This window comes from Pseudoxanthomonas sacheonensis (genome assembly GCF_010093305.1).
In the GTDB taxonomy this organism is placed as follows: Bacteria; Pseudomonadota; Gammaproteobacteria; order Xanthomonadales; family Xanthomonadaceae; genus Pseudoxanthomonas_A; species Pseudoxanthomonas_A sacheonensis.
On sequence record NZ_PDWS01000001.1, the window covers coordinates 82460 to 101394 of the forward strand.

An 18935-nucleotide genomic window follows, 5' to 3' on the forward strand; every position below is an offset into this window, starting at 1 on the left:
CCATGACGACGCCCGCCTCCAACAAGCCTGGCCGCCGCCAGCTCGCCAACGCCATCCGTTTCCTCGCCGCCGATGCGGTGGAAGCCGCCAAGTCCGGCCATCCCGGCATGCCCATGGGCATGGCCGACATCGCCGAAGTGCTGTGGAACGACTACCTCAGCCACAACCCCAAGAATCCGAAGTGGTTCAACCGCGACCGCTTCGTGCTGTCCAACGGCCACGGCTCGATGCTGCAGTACGCCCTGCTTCACCTCAGCGGCTACGACCTGCCGTTGGAAGAACTGAAGCACTTCCGCCAATTGCACAGCAAGACCGCCGGCCATCCGGAGCACAGCGAAACTCCCGGCGTGGAAACCACCACCGGCCCGCTGGGCCAGGGCTTCGCCAATGCGGTCGGCTTCGCGCTGGCCGAAAAACTGCTGGCGCAACGCTACAACCGCCCCGAATACCAGATCGTCGACCACCGCACCTGGGTGTTCATGGGCGACGGCTGCCTGATGGAAGGCATCTCGCACGAAGCCGCGTCGCTGGCCGGCACCTGGGGCCTGGGCAAGCTGGTCGCGTTCTGGGACGACAACAAGATCTCCATCGACGGCAATACCGACGGCTGGTTCACCGACGACACGCCCGCGCGCTTCGAGGCCTACGGTTGGCAGGTGATCCGCAACGTCAACGGCCAGGATGCGGTGGAAATAAAGAGCGCCATCGACACCGCGATCAAGGCCACCGACAAGCCGACCCTGATCTGCTGCCGCACCACGATTGGCTTTGGCGCGCCCAACAAGCAGGGCAAGGAATCCTCGCACGGCGCACCGCTGGGCAAGGACGAACTGGCGGCCGCGCGCGTGCAGCTGGAATGGCCGTACGGCCCGTTCGAAATTCCCGAGGAAATCTATGCCGGCTGGCGCGCCGGCGAAACCGGTGCGGTGCGCGAAGACCAGTGGAACGCGCTGTTCGACCAGTACGCCGCCCACTTCGGCAGTGAAGCGGCCGAGCTGTCGCGTCGTTCGCACGGGGACCTGCCGGAAGGTTTTGTCGAATCGGCCAATGCCTTCATCGCGAAACTGCAGGCGGAGGGTCCCGTGATCGCCTCGCGCAAGGCCTCGCAGATGGCCATCGAAGCCTTCGCGCCGCTGCTGCCGGAATTGATCGGCGGCTCGGCCGACCTGGCCCATTCCAACCTGACCCTGTGGAAGGCCAGCAAGTCGGTGGCCACCGACGACCCCAACGCCAACTACGTCTATTACGGCGTGCGCGAATTCGCCATGACCGCGATCAGCAACGGCCTGGCGTTGCATGGTGGCTTCATTCCGTTCGACGCCACCTTCCTGGTGTTCAGCGATTACGCGCGCAATGCGGTGCGCATGAGCGCGCTCAACCCGGCGCATGCGATCCACGTGTACACGCACGACTCCATCGGCCTGGGCGAAGACGGCCCGACCCATCAGCCGGTCGAGCACCTGGCCTCGCTGCGCTACATTCCCAACAACGACGTCTGGCGTCCGTGCGATGCGGTGGAATCGGCGGTGTGCTGGCGCGCCGCCATCGAACGCAAGGACGGTCCCAGCTGCCTGGTCTTCAGCCGCCAGAATCTGCCGCATCAGCCGCGCGACGAAGCACAGGTCGCCAACATCGCGCGCGGCGGCTATGTGCTGGCCGATGCCGAAGGCGGCAACGCGGACGTGATCCTGATCGCTACCGGTTCCGAAGTCGGTCTGGCCACGCAGGCGAAGGCGACGCTGGATGCGCAGGGCATCAAGACACGCGTCGTGTCCATGCCTTCGACCGACGTGTTCGACCGCCAGCCGGCCGAGTACCGTGAATCGGTCCTGCCGAAGGCCGTGCGCAAGCGCGTGGCGGTGGAAGCGGCGGTCACCGATTTCTGGCGCAAGTACGTAGGCCTGGACGGCGCGGTGATCGGCATCGATACCTTCGGCGCATCCGCTCCGGCCGAGGCGCTGTACCCGTACTTCGGCATCACCGCCGAGAAAGTGGTGGAAGCGGCCAAAGCGCTGGGCTGAGGCCCGCGCGCACGGAGTGCAGCGGCGTCCGCATCGCCTTCACGGCGACGCCTCGCCGCTTGCGCGATAAAGGCGGGGAACTGCGGCGAATGGAAACCTGTCGCATAGAGGCGTTCAACGGCGGTTAGGGGCCATGTCGCGCAGGCAGCGGACCATCGATTTCAAGGCGGCATCGTGGTTGCCCTTGCTGCAGCGGGGCAAGCCCTGGTTGCTGGCGGCGGGCGTGATCGCGCTGGCGGGATTGCTTGCGTTCGCGTTCAAGGGCCTGTGGCAGGAAATCAGCTACGACCAGGTCGTGGCGGCGGTACGAGGCGTCGACACCGGAGATCTGGCGTTGGCCTTGCTGGCCACGGCGGTGAGCTACCTGGCGTTGAGCGGTTACGACCACTCCTCGCTTCGCTACGTGGGTGCGTCGGTGCCCTACCGGGTGGTCGCGCAGACTTCCTTCATCGCCTACGCGTTGACCAACACCATCGGCCTGGGCGTGTTCACCGGCGGTGCGGTGCGCATGCGCCTGTACGGGGCCGCCGGTGTGGAAGCCGGGCTGATTTCGCGGGCCATCGCTTTCAATGCGGTGGCCTTCGGCTTGGGTGTCGGTACGGTGGGAGCGCTGGGCTTGCTGTGGGACGTGCAAGTACTTGCCCCACTGGTGCATGTACCCGCCTGGCTGTTGTCGATCAGTGCCTGGCTGGTTCTGGCCGCTATCGGCGCCCTGCTGGTGTGGTGCCGCGACGGCCGCGAACGCCGTTTGTTCGGGCGCTTGCCCCTGCGCTTGCCGCGGGCCTCGCTGGCGCTGCGGCAGTTGTTGTGGTCGGTGCTGGATATCCTGGCTGCGGGCGCGGTGCTGTGGGTGCTGCTGCCCGACGGCGCGGTCGGCTTCCCGGTCTTCATCGGCTTCTATGCGGCGGCGCTGGTGCTGGGCGTGATCAGTCATGTGCCGGGCGGACTGGGCGTGTTCGAGGCGGTCATGCTGGTGGCGCTCGGCGGACGGGTGCCCGCCGAAGCGCTGGCCGGAGCACTGGTGCTCTATCGCCTCGTCTACTACGTGCTGCCGTTGCTGCTGGCCATGCTGCTGATGATGCTGTACGAACTGCGCAGCGGAGTCGCGGCGCCGTTGACCCGGGCGGTCAGCAGTTTGGCACCCCTTCTGCTCGCCGCCTATACGCTGGTCGTGGCGGTGGTGGTGCTGGTATCGGGGGTCACGCCCGCCACCGAAGAAGCCACCGAGTTGCTGGCTTTGCATGTGCCGCTGCCTCTGGTGGAAGCGTCGCATTTCCTCAGCAGCGTCGCCGGATTGGCGCTGCTGTTCGTCGCGCGCGGCATGTTGTCGCGGCTGGACGCGGCATGGTGGGCGGGGTTGGGGTTGGCGGGGATGACCTTGTTGATGGCGCTGCCCAAGGGCATTGCCGTATCGGAAGCGGTGCTGTTGGTCTCGCTGGTGACCGCGCTGGCCTTGTCGCGGAAACAGTTCACGCGCAAGGCCTCACTGCTGTCGGTGCCGTTCACCGGCGGCTGGTTGCTGGCGGTCGCGGCCATCTTCGCCGCGTTGATCGCGTTGCTGTTCTTCGCCTACCAGGACATCGACTACACCCATGAGTTGTGGTGGCAGTTCGAGTTCAACGGGCATGCGCCGCGTTCGTTGCGTGCGCTGGTGGGTATCGCCCTGTTGGCCCTGGTGCTGGCGGTGCGCCAGCTGTTGCGCCCTGCCTCGTCGGCGCCGGAGCCGCCGGACGCGGCCGCACTGGCGCGCGCGGATTCGATCGTCCGCCGACAGGACAACGCCGACGGTTTTCTGGCGCTGACCGGCGACAAGCAGTTTCTGTTCTCGGAAACCGGCAACGCCATGGTGATGTTCGGGCGCCAGCGGCGCTCGTGGATCGGCCTGTTCGATCCGCTGGGGCCGGAAAACGAACAGGCGGAGCTGGTATGGCGCCTGGTGGAGCGCGCACGCGAGGCGGGAGGGCGCGCTTGTTTCTACCAGGTGCGTCCGCAAGCGTTGTCGATGTATCTGGACGCGGGCATGCGCCTGTTCAAGCTGGGCGAATACGCTTATGTGCCGCTGACCGATTTCTCCCTGGAAGGCAAGCGCCGTTCCAACCTGCGCTACAGCATCAAGCGCGCCGAACGCGAAGGCGCCGAATTCCGGATGGTGCCGGTGGAAGAAGTGCCGGCGATCCTCGATGAGCTGCGCGCCGTTTCCGATGCGTGGCTGGCCGAACACCGGGCGGCGGAGAAACGCTTCTCGGTAGGCGCTTTCATCGACGACTATGTGCTGAGACAGCCGGTAGCCGTAGTACGTCACGAGGGCCGCATCGTCGCCTTCGCCACGCTGCTGACCACCGATACCAAGGCCGAGGCCACCGTCGATCTGATGCGGCACCTGCCGAAGATGCCTTACGGCACCATGGATTTCCTGTTCGCCGAACTGATGCTGCATTCGCGCGGACTCGGATTCCAGCGGTTCGGCCTGGGCATGGCGCCGCTGTCGGGCATGGCCAAGCATTCGCTTGCCCCGTTCTGGCACCGCGGAGGCCGGTTGTTGTTCGCGCACGGCGAGAATTTCTACAATTTCCGCGGATTGCGCGCGTTCAAGGAAAAATTCGATCCGCAATGGGAAGCGCGCTACCTGGCATCGCCGGGCGGTGTCGTCCCGTTGCTCCTGCTGGCCGATATCGCCGCGTTGATCAGCGGCGGTTTGAAGGGTGTCATCGCAAAATGATCAAACGTCTCGTGGTTTCGCTGTCGGTCGCGTTTCTGTCCATGCTGCCTGCGCATGCGCAGGAGCGCATCTCGCACGGTTCCTTCGACCGCGTCGCGTTGTATCGGCCGCAAGGGGAAGCCAACCAGTTCGTGCTGTTCCTTTCCGGCGAGAGGGGTTGGGACGGGACAATGGATACTGCCGCCCGTGCCCTGGTCAAGGAAGGCGCGATGGTGGCGGGCATCGACATGCCCAAGCTGCGCACCGCCCTGGCCAAAGACGGCGACGATTGCGTGCTGCCGGACGGCGACCTGGAAAACCTTTCGCACTACCTGCAAGGCTACGCGCAGCAGCCCACTTACCGCACGCCCTTGCTGGTCGGCTACGGGTCCGGCGCCGCGCTCGCTTACGCGATGCAGGCGGTCACCGACCAAGACACTTTCGCCGGGACGATCTCGTTGTCGTTCTGTCCACGGCTGGATCTGGGGAAGCCGCTGTGCCAGCGCGCCGACAAGCACTTCCTCGAGGGCGCGAAGGGCGCTGTTTCGATCCTCGCGCCCGTATCGGAGCTGCCGCAACCCTGGGTCGTGCTGCAGCAAACCAATGACGATCGTTGTGCAGTCGCCAGCGTGCGCGATTTCGTCGGCCGCACCCGTGGCGCCGCGCTATCGGCGCTGCCCGGCCGCGGTAGGGATCCGTGGACGGACAAAGGCGCGTTGCCAGCGCTCCTGGCCAGTTACCGCGTATTGACCGCGGGGCGCGGCATAGCGCTGCCACCACCACCGGCGAAACTGATCGACCTGCCTTTGATAGAAGTGCCGGCCGCTGGCGACGACGACACCTTCGCCATCCTGCTGAGCGGCGACGGCGGTTGGGCCGGACTGGACAAGGAAGTGGCGAACGCACTCGTCGCCAAGGGAATTGCCGTGGTCGGTTTCGATTCCTTGCGTTATTTCTGGAAGGCGCGCGAACCCGATGAGCTGGCCGCCGATATCGACCGGATCGTGCGTCATTACACCAAGCATTGGGGCAAGAAACGGGTCGTGCTGATCGGCTACTCGCAGGGCGCCGACGTATTGCCCTTCGCGGTGAACCGGCTGCCCGACGCCTCCCGTGCACGAGTGGCGCAGACCGTGCTCATGGGCCTGGGGCAGAACGCTTCCTTCGAATTCCATCTGGCCAACTGGATCGGCAAGGACGACGGCCTGCCGATCCTGCCGGAGACGCTGAAGTTGAGCGATGCGGACACGCTGTGCCTTTACGGCGAGGACGAGGACGATTCGCTATGCCCGGATATTCCGCCCGGACACGTGCATGCGCAATCGCTGCCGGGCGGGCATCATTTCGACGGCGCCTACGACAAACTCGCCGAGCTCATCGTGCAACGCATCGCGGAGCCCCAGGGCCTGCCGTAAAATCAGCCAAAACCATAAAAGCGGCAAGAGCCGTAAGGTAGGTCGGGGCTACGCCCCCGACGTACGGAAAACCTGGCCATTACGCGCGTCGGGGGCGTAGCCCCGACCTACCGCTAACCTGGGCCGTTCTTGCAATCTGCAGTGCCTTGTCGCCTCAAGCAGCACTAATCTGCTGGTCGGGATAGGGTTTTCGACAAGGCGTGCAAAACCAGCCTGGAGTACAGCCATTCGCCCGCACTGGCGGGTCGGTCGAGCGCCATGCGTTGCAAGGCTTCAGTATCCGCATGCCCGCCGGTGATCAGCGCACTGCAGAGGGTTCGCAGTTTTCCCGGCAGCGTGTCCGTCTCGGTTTTCAACCAGCCGAGGGCCTTCACCAACCTCTGCTCCACTTCGGTGAAGTCGCTGCCCAGCGGATAGTCCGGCAGCGTACCGTCGCTGCGGAACGGGGCCAGCGCGTCGCGCAACCGTTGCGGCGTGTTCCGCGCCCATTCCGGTTCGGCTGAGAAATCCGTGCGCAGTTTCTTCGAGTGCTTTGCCTTCTCCAGCAAACCGGCTTGGAACTGCACGCCGGTGATGCCGGCCATGGCGATCACGCAGTCTTCGTCGGTCTGGCCCAGCAGATCGGCGATACCGTACTCGTTGACGTAGATGTCGCGCAGATGGCGCGGGATGGTGGTGTGGCCGTAATTCCAGCGCACGCTGGATTCGGCCTTGCCGCCTTCGCCGCGCTGCGAGCGGAACATCAGCACGCTGCGCGCGTCTTCCAGCGCATGGGCCATGGCCACGAAGTTGTACTGCCCGCCCACGCCGGACACGATGCGCCCGTCCTCCAGCCCGTCGGACACCGCATCGCCCAAGGCGGTAGCCATCATGCAGGTGTTGAAGAAGCGCGACCCGCTGCGTTGCAGGCGTTCGAGCGACTCGTGCCCGCCGTAGAGCTGGTTGATCTCGCTGATGCGGCGCATGCCGATGCTGCGGCGCTGGTCGTCGGGAAGATGGCGCAGCCAGTCGTAGAACGCGGGCGAACCCAGATAGAAGGCGCCGTGCAGATATTCGCCGTCGCGTTCCAATCGCGCCTGGTCGCCGATGTTGGCGGTGCCTTGGGCGATGCGTGTCATCAGCGCCTCGTCGTCCACCACCTTGCGGCGGATGACGCCGGCCTCGACCAGCCGTTTGAAGCCTTCGTTGAGCATCTCGCTGCAGCCGTACAGGCCTATGGCGAACGGATCCATGCCGCCGCTGGCGATCACTGCCGGGTGGTGCGCCAGTTCCGGGTCCAGCGCATGCAGCACTTCGCGGTATTTTTCGTTGTCGGTATGGCGCAGCGCCAGCGCATGCGACAGCGCATCGGCCAGCGCGCCGATGCCTATCTGCAATGTACCGCCATCGCGCACCAGCGTGCTGGCGTACAGGCCTATGGCGTAGTCCACGTCGCCCACCGGCTGGCGCGGCAGTGCGAACAGTTTCGGATATGGGCCGGGCGGCGTTATCACGATGTCGAAGAAGCTTTCTTCCACCGCCGCGGTGCCGCCGATCCACGGCAGCTGCGGATCGATTTCCGCGACCATCAACGGGCGCGGCAGGCCCAGCGCGCGGATCGCATCGATGGTGTCCTGGGTGGTGTCGTTGTTGCACGAGAGCGATAACCGCGTGCCATCGGGTTCGCGCGCGACCTTCTGCAGAATCGCGTTGGCCCCGCGTTGCGCCACACCGGCCGCGGCCTGGGTGTAGTTGAGGCTGGTGTAGGCGCGCTGCGCCTGCGAGGACTTCAGCAGCGCGCCGGATTGCATGTAGAACTCTTCCACCTGGATGTGCGCCGGAAGGGCGTCGCGTTTCATCGCCTGCGCATAGAGAAGCACGGGGAAATCGTCGCCGAAGTGGCGTTGGGCGAAGGGCGCCAGAAAGCGCCGTTCCAGATCGCTGCCCGCAGCGGGCGGGTCGAGCGATAGCGCGGTGTAGATCTGCATCGGACGCGAGGGATCTTTCTCCACCCGCCGATACAGGGCGTTGAGCAAACGATGCGGTTTGCCGATGGCAAGAGGGGCGGCGATGCGCAGCGTGCCGGGAATACGGCGAAGGAGCAGGGCGACGGCCTCATCCAGGTCTGTCAGGTGTATGGTCATGGGCAAAGCCTAGCCGTCCGGCGACCGCCACACTATATAGCGGGTTGGATTCTCCGATAACAGGCAGCCGGCTCAATCCAGCACATGCACCGCATCGGTCAGCCGCTTCACCTCGTCGGCGGAGTGGCTGACGTATACGATGGGCAAAGTGGTTTCGTCGCGCACGCGTTGCAGATAGGGAATCAGTTCCTCGCGGCGCGCCTGATCCAGCATCGAAAGGGGCTCGTCCAGCAGCAGCAGCGCCGGTTGCGAGAGCAGGGCGCGGCCCAACGCGATGCGCTGGCTTTCGCCGCCGGAAAGATTGGCGATGCGGCGATCCAGCAACGGTTCGATTCCGAGCAATGCCACGACCGCATCGAAACCGAACGCGTCGGCGGCTCCGTTCTGATGGCGTCCGTACTGCAGATTGCGCCTTACGTCGAGGTGCGGGAACAAGCGGGTGTCCTGGAAGACATAACCCACGCGGCGGCGATGCGGAGCGACGTCGATGCCGCGTGCGCTGTCGAACAGGCGCCGGCCATCGACTTCGATATGCCCGGACACCGGCCTCACCAATCCTGCGATGGCATGCAGCACGCTGGTCTTGCCGGCGCCGGAATGGCCGCTGAGCGCGATCACGCGGGCGGCATCTTCTATGCGCACGTGCCGCTCGAAGGAGCCGCGGCGAAGCTTCAGATCCAGCGACAGCATCAGTGCACCTCGTCCTCGCGCTGACGGCGGGTCAGCCACTCCGACAGCAACAGCGCAAGCAGCGAGATGCCAACGGCCACCATCGCCAGGCGCCAGATTCCCGACTCGCCGCCGGGAACCTGCAGCAGCCCGTAGATCGCCGACGAAAGCGTCTGCGTCTCGCCCGGGATGTTGGAAACGAAGGTGATGGTGGCGCCGAATTCCCCCAGTGCTTTGGCGAAGGCCAGCACTGCGCCGGCGACGATGCCCGGCCAGGCCAGCGGCAAAGTGATCGTGCGGAAAACGCGCCAGGGACTGGCGCCCAGGGTGGCCGCCGCCTGTTCCAGGCGACGGTCGGCGGCCTCGATGGAAAGCCGGATCGCGCGCACCATCAGCGGAAAGCCCATGATCGCGCTGGCCAGCGCTGCGCCGGTCCAGCGGAAAGCGAAGTCGATGCCGAAGGAAGCCAGGAATTTGCCTATCGCACCCTGGTTGCCGAAATTCACCAGCAGCACGTAGCCCACGACCACCGGCGGCAGCACCAGCGGCAAGTGCACCAGCGCATCGAGCAGGGATTTTCCGGGAAAGCGCTTGCGCGCCAGCAGCCAGCCGAGCGCGATGCCGAACGGTAGGCTGGTCAGCGCGGCCACGCTGGCGACCTTGAGGCTAAGCGCGATCGCGGTGAGTTCGTCGGCGGTGAAGAGCGGCATGCGGCTCTAGAGCACCTTGAAGCCGTGCGCGCGGAAGATCTTCGAAGCCGCGGGCGTGGACAGCCAGCGCGCGAACGCGGCGGCCCGTGGGTGCTTGCCCGCCGCGATACGCGCAACCGGATAGACGATGGGTGCGTGCGTGTCTTCCGGGAATACCGCAATCACCCGGACCTTCGGTTCGGCCCGCGCATCGCTGCCGTAGACCACGCCCAGCGGCGCTTCGCTGCGCGCGACCAGCATCAGCGCCGCGCGCACGCTTTCGGCTTCGGCCACGCGGGGTTCGAGCGATTTCCAGACGCCCAGCGAAACGAAAGCCGCCTTCGCGTATTTGCCCGCAGGCACGCTGGCGGTCAGGCCGAGCGCGATGCGGCCTTTTTCGCCCAGCCGCGGAAGCAGGTCGACGCCGGGTTTCAGATCCACCGGCGCAAGATTGCCGGTGGCCGGCGCCACCAGCACCAGCGTGTTGCCCAACAGGTTCCGCCGGGTCGAGGGATCGATGAGGCGGCGCTGCTGCAGATAATCCATCCACTCAAGATCGGCGGAAAGGAACACGTCGGCCGGCGCCCCCTGTTCTATCTGACGCGCCAGCGCCGAACTGGCCGCATAGGACACGCGTACCGTCTGCCCGCTGGCTTTCCGGTATGCAACGGCGGCTTCGTCCAGCGATTCCTTGAGGCTGGCGGCGGCGAACACGGTGAGCGGTTCGGCATTCTCCGCCGCCCGCAGGTCGCCGCCGGACAGGACCAATGCGAGCAGGCAGCCCCATGCCTTGAGAATCCGGCCGCTCATGGCGCGGCCACCACGGTGATCGACTGCACCTGGCGCAGCCAGCGCGCGGCCCGCGATTCCGCCGGCGCGATCAAGCGCAAGGGGCCGCTGTCGCCGGGCAAGGGTTTGCCGTCGCACTGATTCACCAGCACCACATTGTTGTTGCCGAGCGTAGGCTCCAGTTCGGCCAGCGAATAGATCACGCGATTGCCGTCACGGGCAGTCACCAGTACGTAGCTGGCCAGCGCGGGTCCGCGCAGATGCTCCGCCGACAGCACTCCGGCGCGGGTCAGCAGGATCGAAAGCCTGACGCCTGTGCAGGTGACGGTTTTACCCTGTGTGGTGACGGCTACGGCCGTGCGTGGAAGCGTCGCCAGCGTCGCTTCGTCCACCGGCACCGACAGCGGTGAAGGAGAGGTAGGGTCGGAGGCGTGACTGTGATCCTGGGCGCGCAACGATGGAACGGCGCCAAGCAGGACGAGGGCTATCGCGACTCTGCAATACGCTGGAAAAACGGTCATGGCTTTCTCACAACGAATCGAGGGGAATCCGCAGGTACCGCACGCCATTGCCTTCGGGCTCCGGCAAGGCGCCGCCGCGCAGGTTGACCTGCAGCGAAGGCAGGATCAAAGCCGGCATAGCGAGTGTCGCATCGCGCGCCTTGCGCAATGTTACGAAGGCGTTTTCGTCCACGCCGTCGCGAACGTGAATGTTGCTGCGCCGTTGTTCGCCGATGGTGGTTTCGCAGGCGGCTTCGCGGCCGCCAGGGCCGTAGTCGTGGCAGACGAACATCCTTGTGTCGTCCGGCAACCCATCGTAAAGCCGGCGGATCGAGCGGTACAACGTCGCCGCGTCGCCGCCCGGGAAATCGCAGCGTGCGGTGCCGGCGTCCGGCATGAACAGCGAGTCGCCGGTGAACAGGGCATCGCCGATCAGATAAGCCAGGCTGTCGCGCGTATGGCCGGGCACGGGAATCGCGCGGGCCTGCAGCGTGCCCACTTCGAAACGGTCGTCGTCGCCGAAAAGCCGGTCGAACTGCGAACCGTCGGTATCCAGCGCGCCAGCCGGGTCCAGCTTGGAGGCGAAGGTCTTCTGCACTTCGCGGATGCCTGCGCCGATGGCGAGCGTGGCGGCGGGAAGTCTCTGCTTGAGCCAGTCCGCCGCCGACAGATGGTCGGCATGCGCATGGGTTTCCAGCAGCCAGCGCACGTCGTAACCGTGCTGCTGCACGATGTCGAGCAGCTTTTGCGCAGAAACGTGGGCGATGCGTGCGGATTTGGCGTCGAAGTCCAGCACCGGGTCGATGATCGCCGCCATCCGCGTGGTCGGGTCCGCGACCGCGTAGCTCCAGGTGCCAGTATCGGCATGGTGCAGGGGATGGACAGCGGGTCGCATGGCGTGCGTCAGTCGGTAAGCGTGGCGTTTAGCAGGTCGGCGAGCCGTTTCGCAGCGATGCGCAGCTGGCGTTCGGCCAGCGGCCGCTGCGCATCCAGATAGCGGCTGTCCATCTTGTGCGGCTTGGGATAAAGATGCTGCGAATCGATCAGCTTGCAGGATTCGCTGGCCCAATCGGCGGGGTTGGCGGATTTGCCCGGCAGCTTGGGCGGCCAGGGCAATGCGGACAGGCGGTCGGCGTACCGCGGGGTGGACAGGCCTTCCGAAGCCAGAATGTAATAGTCCCAGATGGAGTGCAGGTTGGTACCCATCACGCCGTCGACGTAGTTCTTCTGCGCATAGGCTTCCGGCTGCAGGTCGGTGCGCAGACTGATCTGGAAATCATTGCCGCCCTTGTCTTTGCGATTGCTGGCGTGCAGGGGCTGGTGCACGTCGCCGACGAAATGCACGAGGAACTTCAGCGCTTCCCGCCGCGCCTGCAGCGGTTGCGCGCGATCGCCCAGGATGGCGCGCTGGCGTTCGATCTGGCCCACCACGCAGTTGCCGTCGGGACAGTCGCGCTGGGGACGGTAGGCGCAGGTTCCGGCCGGGAAATTGATGTAGTGCCAGCGCTCGGTCTTCTTGTAGCTTTCCGGATTGCTCTTGCGCAGCGTATCGGCCCACGATGCCACGCCGGCAAGGCTGGGCTCCGCTTCGCCCTGTAAAAGCAAGGCGACCTGGGCGCTGGCTACGGGCGTGAGATGGCGTTGGGCGATATCGCCGATCATGCGATGGCCGGAGTTGGACCAAGCCAGGGCGCGCTGAGGGCACAGGAGAATGCAGGCGAGCAGCAGTAGGGAAATTCGGATCATGCCGGAGATTCTAACTGGTCGGAGATTCTGACCGGCCGGAAATTCTAACCGGCATGATCCACGGATCATGCGATGCGCTGCCTCAGAACTTCCAGACGTAGGCCGCGCCGTACACCAGCGGGTCTATGCTGACGCTGCCCAGCTTGGCGCCGTTCACCTCGACCTTCGCGTCGATATCGGCCCAGCGCACGTCCACCCGCACCGCACTGCGGTCGCCGACCTTGAAGTCCAGGCCGGCATGCGCCGCCAGGCCCCAGGAGTCCTCCAGCTTCAGCCGGGTCCCGGCCAATGCGCCTTTGCTCTCCTCGCTGAAGAACGCGGTGTAGTTGATGCCCGCGCCCAGAAACGGCGAGACCTTGCCGGCGCTGTTGAAGTGGTACTGAAACGACACCACGGGCGGCAGTTGCTTGGTTTCGCCGACGGTGCCGACGCCGTCGATGCTGATCCCATGCTTGAAAGGCAGGGCGGCCAGCACTTCGATGCCCATGTCGTCGGCGATGAAATATTCAAGAGTGACGGTGGGCGAGACGTCGCTGTCCACTTCCACGGGCAGGCGACCCAGCCCCAGCGCCGTGCCATCGAGGGCGCCGTTGTCCGATTTGGGGTTGACCTGGTGCACGCCCACGCCAAGAGTCCAGTCGCCCTTGGACTGGGCGAAGGCAGGCGTGGCGGCCGTCGCGATGGCGGCGGCAAGGCCGGCGAGGATAAGAGGGGAAATCTTGGGCATGTCGTTCTCTTCGTTTTGGGGAGTGCATGCAGTTTTCCAATTTCTTAACGCAAGCGCCTTGATCTCGATCAATCGCCGGTGCCTTGTTTGCCGCTGAGCCGGCTCCGGCTGCAGGCGGCACTTCGCTGGCTGCTAGAATGGCCGTCCCGTCAACCCGCCGCAGCATGCGGCCGCAGGAGTTTCGAGCAATGACGATCAAGGTGGGCATCAACGGTTTCGGCCGCATCGGGCGCAACGTGCTGCGTTCGGCCGTGCAGAATTTCGGCAGCGACATCCAGATCGTGGCCATCAACGACCTGCTGGAGCCGGACTACCTGGCCTACATGCTGAAGTACGACTCGGTGCACGGGCGTTTCGATGGGGAAGTCTCGGTCGATGGCGATCACCTGGTCATCAACGGCAACCGCATCCGTCTGACCCAGGAGCGCGACCCGGCCAACCTGAAATGGGACGCCGTGGGCGCCGAAGTGGTGATCGAATCCACCGGTCTGTTCCTCGACAAGGCCACCGCGCAGAAGCACCTGGATGCAGGCGCCAAGAAAGTCATCCTGTCGGCGCCGTCGAAGGACGACACGCCGATGTTCGTGTTCGGCGTCAACGACAAGAAATACGCCGGCGAAGCGATCATCAGCAACGCCAGCTGCACCACCAACTGCCTGGCGCCCCTGGCCAAGGTCATCCACGACAAGTGGGGCATCAAGCGCGGCCTGATGACCACCGTGCACGCGGCCACCGCCACGCAGAAGACCGTGGACGGTCCCAGCAACAAGGACTGGCGCGGCGGGCGCGGCATCCTGGAGAACATCATTCCCTCCAGCACCGGCGCGGCCAAGGCGGTGGGCGTGGTGATTCCGGAATTGAACAAGAAACTGACCGGCATGAGCTTCCGCGTGCCGACCAGCGACGTGTCGGTGGTGGATCTGACCGCCGAACTCGAGAAGCCCGCCACCTACGAAGAAATCAAGGCAGAGATGAAGGCGCAGAGCGAAGGCGCGCTGAAGGGCATCCTTGGCTACACCGAAGACAAGGTGGTGGCCACCGATTTCCGCGGCGATACCCGCACCTCCATCTTCGACGCCGATGCCGGCATCGCGCTGGACAGCACCTTCGTCAAGCTGGTCAGCTGGTACGACAACGAGTGGGGTTACTCCAACAAGTGCCTGGAAATGGTGCGGGTGGTCGCGGGCAAGTAAGCCGCGGTACGGCCAACGGAATGTTTACAGGAGCGCCCGAGTGGCGCTCCTGTCGTTTGGGTACAACAATCCGCTACTGTGGGTCGAGCGGCACGGCACCTGGGGGAGCCGTGTTGCAAATACGCCGGGTTTGACTGAGGCTCCGCAAGCACACGCATAGGGGAAGTACACATGGATGATCTGGCGGGCATTCTGATTCTGCTTGGTCTGGTGGTATTGGCCGTACCGATCCTGCTGATCATGGCGCTGGTTTCCATCAGCGGACTGAAGCGGCGCGTCGGCGAACTGGAAGAAACGGTCTACCGCCGGCAACCAGGCATCGCACCAGCGCCGTCCCGTCCCGAGTCCGCCTATCGTCCCCCTTACGCGCCAACGACGGACGAAGAAGCCTTCGTACCGCCAGAGACCGAGCGCGAGCCCACGCTTGCCGAGCTGACCCGCACGCCGACCGTGCAGGAACCGGTCGCCCCAATCAGGCAGGCGCGAGTGCCCGATCCTACGGCCGCGCCATTGCCGCCGCCGTTGCCGCCAGCGCCTCCCGCCGCACCGCGTCGCGCGGTACCGCCGCCACCCTCCACGCCGGACGTGTTCACCGTTGCCGCGCGCGCCATCAAACGCTGGTTCACCGTGGGCAACGTGCCGGTGAAGATCGGCATGCTGGTGCTGCTGGCCGGCGTGGCCGCGCTGCTGAAATACGCCAGCGACCAGGGCTGGCTGACCGTGCCGATCGAATTGCGGCTGGCCGGTATTTCCGCCGCCGCGCTCGCGGGTCTGGTGTTCGGCTGGCGCCAGCGCGAGAGCAAGCGTTCGTTCGCGCTGGCGGTGCAGGGCGGGGCCATCGGCGTGCTGCTGCTGACCGTATTCGCGGCGTTCAAGATGTACGGCCTGATCGAGGCTGCTCCGGCCTTCGGACTCAGCGTGGTGCTGATCGCCGGCGTCGGCGTGCTGGCCGTGGCGCAGAACTCGAAGACGCTGGCCGTGCTCGGCATCCTGGCCGGCTTCATGGCGCCGATCTGGCTGTCCACGGGCAGCGGCAACCATGTCGCCCTGTTCTCCTATTACGCGGTATTGAACGCGGCGATCCTGGCTATCGCCTGGTGGCGCCCGTGGCGCGTGCTCAACCTGCTGGGCTTCGTCTTCACCTTCGGCATCGGCACGGTCTGGGGCGTGCTGCAGTACAACGCCGACAAGTTCGCCAGCACCGAACCCTTCCTGCTGCTGTTCTTCGCCTTCTACCTGATCATCCCGATCCTGTACGCGCGCAAGCAGCCGGCCAGCCGCGGCGACTTCATCGACGGCTGCCTGGTGTTCGGCACGCCGCTGATCGTGTTCTCGTTGCAGGCGGCACTGCTGATGCCCACCGATCAAAGCCCGCGCATGCCGCTGGCCTGGTGCGCACTGGGACTGGGTGCGCTGTACGCGGTGCTGGCGAAATTGTTCATCCATCGCGAGCGTTACGCCGCGTTGGGCGCTTCATATGCGCTGCTCGCCGTCGGCTTCGCCACGCTTGCCGTGCCCCTGGCGTTGTCGGCACGCGCCACCGCATCGGTGTTCGCGCTGGAAGGTGCGGCGCTGGCCTGGTTGGGCCTGCGCCAGCAACGCTGGCTGCCGCAGCTCACCGGGGCGGGATTGCAGTTGGCCGCTGCTGCTGCGCTCTTCATCGGCGCATCGGAGTACTGGCCGAACGAACAGGCCATCGCCAATCCGACCTTCATGGGCGCGCTGCTGATCGCACTGGCGGGTTTGGCCAGCGCATGGGCGTACCGCCGCGAAGGGAAATCGCAGGTGGCGCTGCTGTATTACCTGTGGGGACTGTTGTGGTGGTGCGGCAATGCGGTCAACGAGATCGAAGCCTTCGTCGCTCCGGCGACGCGCGCCGACGCATTGCTCGCCTTCGCTGCCGCGACCGGCTGGCTGGCCGCGGAAGTGCATCGCCGGCGACCCGCGGCCGCGCTGGCGCTGACTACGTTGGGTGGTTTCGTCGCCGCCATTCCGTTGGCTTTGGCGCAGATGGATGCGCATGTGCAGCCGTTCGCCGGTTACGGCGCGTGGGCGTGGCTGCTGTTCGCCGTGCTGGGTATCCGCAGCCTGCTATGCCTGCGGACCAATGCCGATCGCTTTGCCGGTTGGGCACAGTTCGCCTGGTGGCTGGTCTGGCCCACGGTGATCGCGCTGCTGTTCACATGGTCGGCCGATCGCTTCGAACTGGCGCAAGGCTGGCGGATCGCGCTGCTGGTCTTGCCGTGGTTGGCGGCGGCGACGCTGTCGCTGTTCCGTTGGAGCTGGCTGGCCGCACCGCAGGGCGAGCGTTTCGATCCCTATCGAACCGCTTTGCAGACGGTGTATTTCACCTTGCTGGGGCTGTGGTGGCTGATCGCCTTGTTCCAGGCGGGCGATAGCGCGCCGCTGGCATGGGTGCCGGTGTTGAATCCGATGGAGCTGGCGCAACTGGCGGTGCTCGCGCTCGCTGCCCGCTGGCTGTGGTCGGAGCAGGCTCCGCGGCTATTGCAGAGCCTGCGCATCTTCAAGACGTCCAGCGCCGGCTTCTTGATGGTCACCTTCATCACCCTGCGCGCCGTGCATCACTGGGGCGGCGTGGAGTGGGGGACGGACATGCTTTCCACCAGTCTGGCGCAGACCAGCCTGACTGTGGTGTGGAGCGTGCTGGGCGTGCTGGGCTGGGTGATCGGTTCGCGTCGCGGCCATCGCGGGTTGTGGCTGGCGGGTGCGGTACTGATGGGCGTGGTGCTGGCCAAGCTGGTATTCGTCGACCGCCAGAATCTGGGCGATCTGCTCGGCATCGGTTCCTTCGTCGCCTACGGCCTGCTGTGCACGCTGGTCGGCTATTTCGCGCCGGCACCGCCGCGCACCGCAACCGAGGAAGCCAACGCATGAAACGTTTCGCCCTGATCGCATCGCTTGCCCTGTTGCCGCTGGCGGCTGTCGCCGGCCCGCGCGACGACTATGCGCAGCAATGGCCGCTGACTTTGGCCGAGCAGGACGCCGGCGCCTACCGCGTAGTGCTGGACCGAACGGTCTATCGGCAGCTGCAGTCGCCCACGTTGAAGGATCTGGTGGTGGTGAATGCCGATGGTTCGGAGATGGCGGCCTCTTTATTCGATGCCGAACAGCCGCTGGCCAGACCTGCCAATGGTGTGGAGGTGCCGTGGTTCCCGCTGCCTTCCGGCAATGCCTCGCAATCGCGCGATATCGCCTCGATCAGCGAGATCGCCGCCGACGGCAGTCTGCGCCGGGTAGTGATGAGCGGTGCCGGGACTGCGACGGAGGCTTCCAGCAACGAATACCTGCTCGACACCAGCCGCTTGCGCGAACCCGTGCGGGCTTTGCGGATCGTCTGGGCCGCGGGGCAGGCGCCGTTCGACCGGCCTTACCGGGTCACCGCTTCCGACGATCTGAAGAGCTGGCGCACCGTGCAGGAAGAAGGCCATCTGGTCGAACTGCAGAACAACGGGGCGCGCATTTTCGAGAACCGCATCGCATTGGATGGCGTGAAGGCGAAATACCTGCGCCTGGAGCCGTTGCGCAAAGACCAGCGAGCGCTGAACTTGACCAAGGTGACTGCCGAGTTCGCGCCGGCGCAGGTCGTACAGGACTGGCAGTGGGAGGAAATAAGCGGCAAGCGCATCGTCGACAAGGACGGTTCGGTTTCCTTCGAGTATCGGGTCGAAGGGCGCTTTCCGTTCGAGCGCGCCGACGTGGCGCTGCCAGGCAATAGTTCCAACGAATGGATCCTGAAATCGCGCGACAGCGAGGAATCGGAGTGGCGGTTCGCCGCCGCGCCGTGGATGGCTTTTCAATTGGAAGGGGGCAATGTTTCCAACCGCTCGCCGCCGCAAGCGTTGCAGCAGTTGAACCGCGACCACTATTGGCGGTTGATCCCCAGGAACAACCCCAATGAAGCCGCACCGACGCTGAGGCTGGGCTATCGCCCCGAAGTGCTTGTGTTCCTGGCCCAGGGCAAGACGCCTTATGCATTGCTTGCTGGCAGTGCGCGTGGGAAGCGCGCCGAGTCGCCGCTGCCGCAACTGGTCGATGCCCTGCGTGCGCAGCGCGGGCAGGACTGGCAGCCGGCCAGCGCCGCGCTTGGAGCCGCGCAGTCCCTCGCCGGCGCCAGTGCGTTGACGCCCGCACCGGTGGAACGCGACTGGAAAGCCTGGTTGCTGTGGGGACTTCTGGCCGCCGGCGCGCTGATCGTCGCGGGATTCGCATTCAGTCTGTTGAAGAAGCCGGCTGGCAACAAACCCGATTAATCGGGAGAAACGTGGGAGCGGCGTCCCGCCGCGAGCTTTTGCTCTTCGCGGAAATAAGCGAAAAGCTCGCGGCGGGACGCCGCTCCCACGTGCT

At 65.5% G+C, this 18935-nt stretch carries 14 protein-coding genes; 6 read left to right on the plus strand and 8 right to left on the minus strand.

The genetic code is table 11. The features are described from left to right. Positions 1 to 2 precede the first annotated feature (2 nt). From tkt to CSC73_RS00410, 3 genes are all read left to right on the plus strand, one after another. Complete coding sequence (gene tkt / locus CSC73_RS00400; RefSeq protein ID WP_163838494.1) at positions 3 to 2021, plus strand: transketolase; 2019 nt, start codon at positions 3 to 5, stop codon at positions 2019 to 2021. 133 nt (positions 2022 to 2154) lie between these two features. Continuing rightward, positions 2155 to 4740, plus strand: coding sequence for a bifunctional lysylphosphatidylglycerol flippase/synthetase MprF (gene mprF, locus CSC73_RS00405; protein WP_163838495.1), 2586 nt, complete (start codon positions 2155 to 2157; stop codon positions 4738 to 4740). Beyond that, positions 4737 to 6134, plus strand: a complete 1398-nt coding sequence (locus CSC73_RS00410) for a virulence factor family protein (protein WP_163838496.1) — start codon at positions 4737 to 4739, stop codon at positions 6132 to 6134. The genes mprF and CSC73_RS00410 overlap by 4 nt, the downstream gene beginning before the upstream one ends. A gap of 164 nt (positions 6135 to 6298) precedes the next feature. On the opposite strand, the gene CSC73_RS00415 is transcribed toward CSC73_RS00410, so the two are convergent. The 8 genes from CSC73_RS00415 to CSC73_RS00450 form a co-directional block, all read right to left on the minus strand. Then, on the minus strand, positions 6299 to 8257 hold the full coding sequence (locus CSC73_RS00415; RefSeq protein ID WP_163838497.1) for an acetyl-CoA hydrolase/transferase C-terminal domain-containing protein: 1959 nt from the start codon (positions 8255 to 8257) through the stop codon (positions 6299 to 6301). A gap of 72 nt (positions 8258 to 8329) precedes the next feature. Further along, positions 8330 to 8947: an ATP-binding cassette domain-containing protein gene (locus CSC73_RS00420; protein WP_163838498.1), complete on the minus strand. Its 618-nt coding sequence runs from the start codon at positions 8945 to 8947 to the stop codon at positions 8330 to 8332. Next, positions 8947 to 9636 carry a molybdate ABC transporter permease subunit gene (gene modB / locus CSC73_RS00425; protein ID WP_163838499.1) on the minus strand — a complete coding sequence of 230 codons (690 nt, stop codon included), beginning with the start codon at positions 9634 to 9636 and terminating at the stop codon, positions 8947 to 8949. Before modB ends, CSC73_RS00420 begins: the two co-directional genes overlap by 1 nt. Before the next feature lie 6 nt (positions 9637 to 9642). Next, a complete protein-coding gene (gene modA / locus CSC73_RS00430; protein ID WP_163838500.1) occupies positions 9643 to 10425 on the minus strand; it encodes a molybdate ABC transporter substrate-binding protein in 783 nt (260 codons plus the stop codon). Further along, a complete protein-coding gene (locus tag CSC73_RS00435) occupies positions 10422 to 10925 on the minus strand; it encodes a molybdopterin-dependent oxidoreductase (RefSeq protein WP_163838501.1) in 504 nt (167 codons plus the stop codon). Before CSC73_RS00435 ends, modA begins: the two co-directional genes overlap by 4 nt. A gap of 7 nt (positions 10926 to 10932) precedes the next feature. Next, positions 10933 to 11799, minus strand: coding sequence for an MBL fold metallo-hydrolase (locus CSC73_RS00440; RefSeq protein ID WP_163838502.1), 867 nt, complete (start codon positions 11797 to 11799; stop codon positions 10933 to 10935). 8 nt (positions 11800 to 11807) lie between these two features. Beyond that, entirely contained in the window at positions 11808 to 12650 is an 843-nt protein-coding gene (locus CSC73_RS00445; RefSeq protein WP_163838503.1) for a S1/P1 nuclease, read from the minus strand. Between the two features lie 82 nt (positions 12651 to 12732). Continuing rightward, positions 12733 to 13377, minus strand: coding sequence for an OmpW/AlkL family protein (locus CSC73_RS00450; protein WP_163838504.1), 645 nt, complete (start codon positions 13375 to 13377; stop codon positions 12733 to 12735). Between the two features lie 188 nt (positions 13378 to 13565). Here CSC73_RS00450 and gap point away from each other — a divergent pair, with 188 nt between their 5' ends. The 3 genes from gap to CSC73_RS00465 all read left to right on the plus strand — a co-directional run bounded on the left by gap (position 13566) and on the right by CSC73_RS00465 (position 18841). Continuing rightward, positions 13566 to 14570, plus strand: a complete 1005-nt coding sequence (gene gap, locus CSC73_RS00455) for a type I glyceraldehyde-3-phosphate dehydrogenase (protein ID WP_163838505.1) — start codon at positions 13566 to 13568, stop codon at positions 14568 to 14570. Positions 14571 to 14750: 180 nt separating this feature from the next. After that, positions 14751 to 17465, plus strand: a complete 2715-nt coding sequence (locus tag CSC73_RS00460) for a DUF2339 domain-containing protein (RefSeq protein WP_163838779.1) — start codon at positions 14751 to 14753, stop codon at positions 17463 to 17465. Next, positions 17462 to 18841, plus strand: coding sequence for a DUF3999 domain-containing protein (locus CSC73_RS00465; protein ID WP_163838506.1), 1380 nt, complete (start codon positions 17462 to 17464; stop codon positions 18839 to 18841). Before CSC73_RS00460 ends, CSC73_RS00465 begins: the two co-directional genes overlap by 4 nt. Positions 18842 to 18935: the final 94 nt, after the last annotated feature.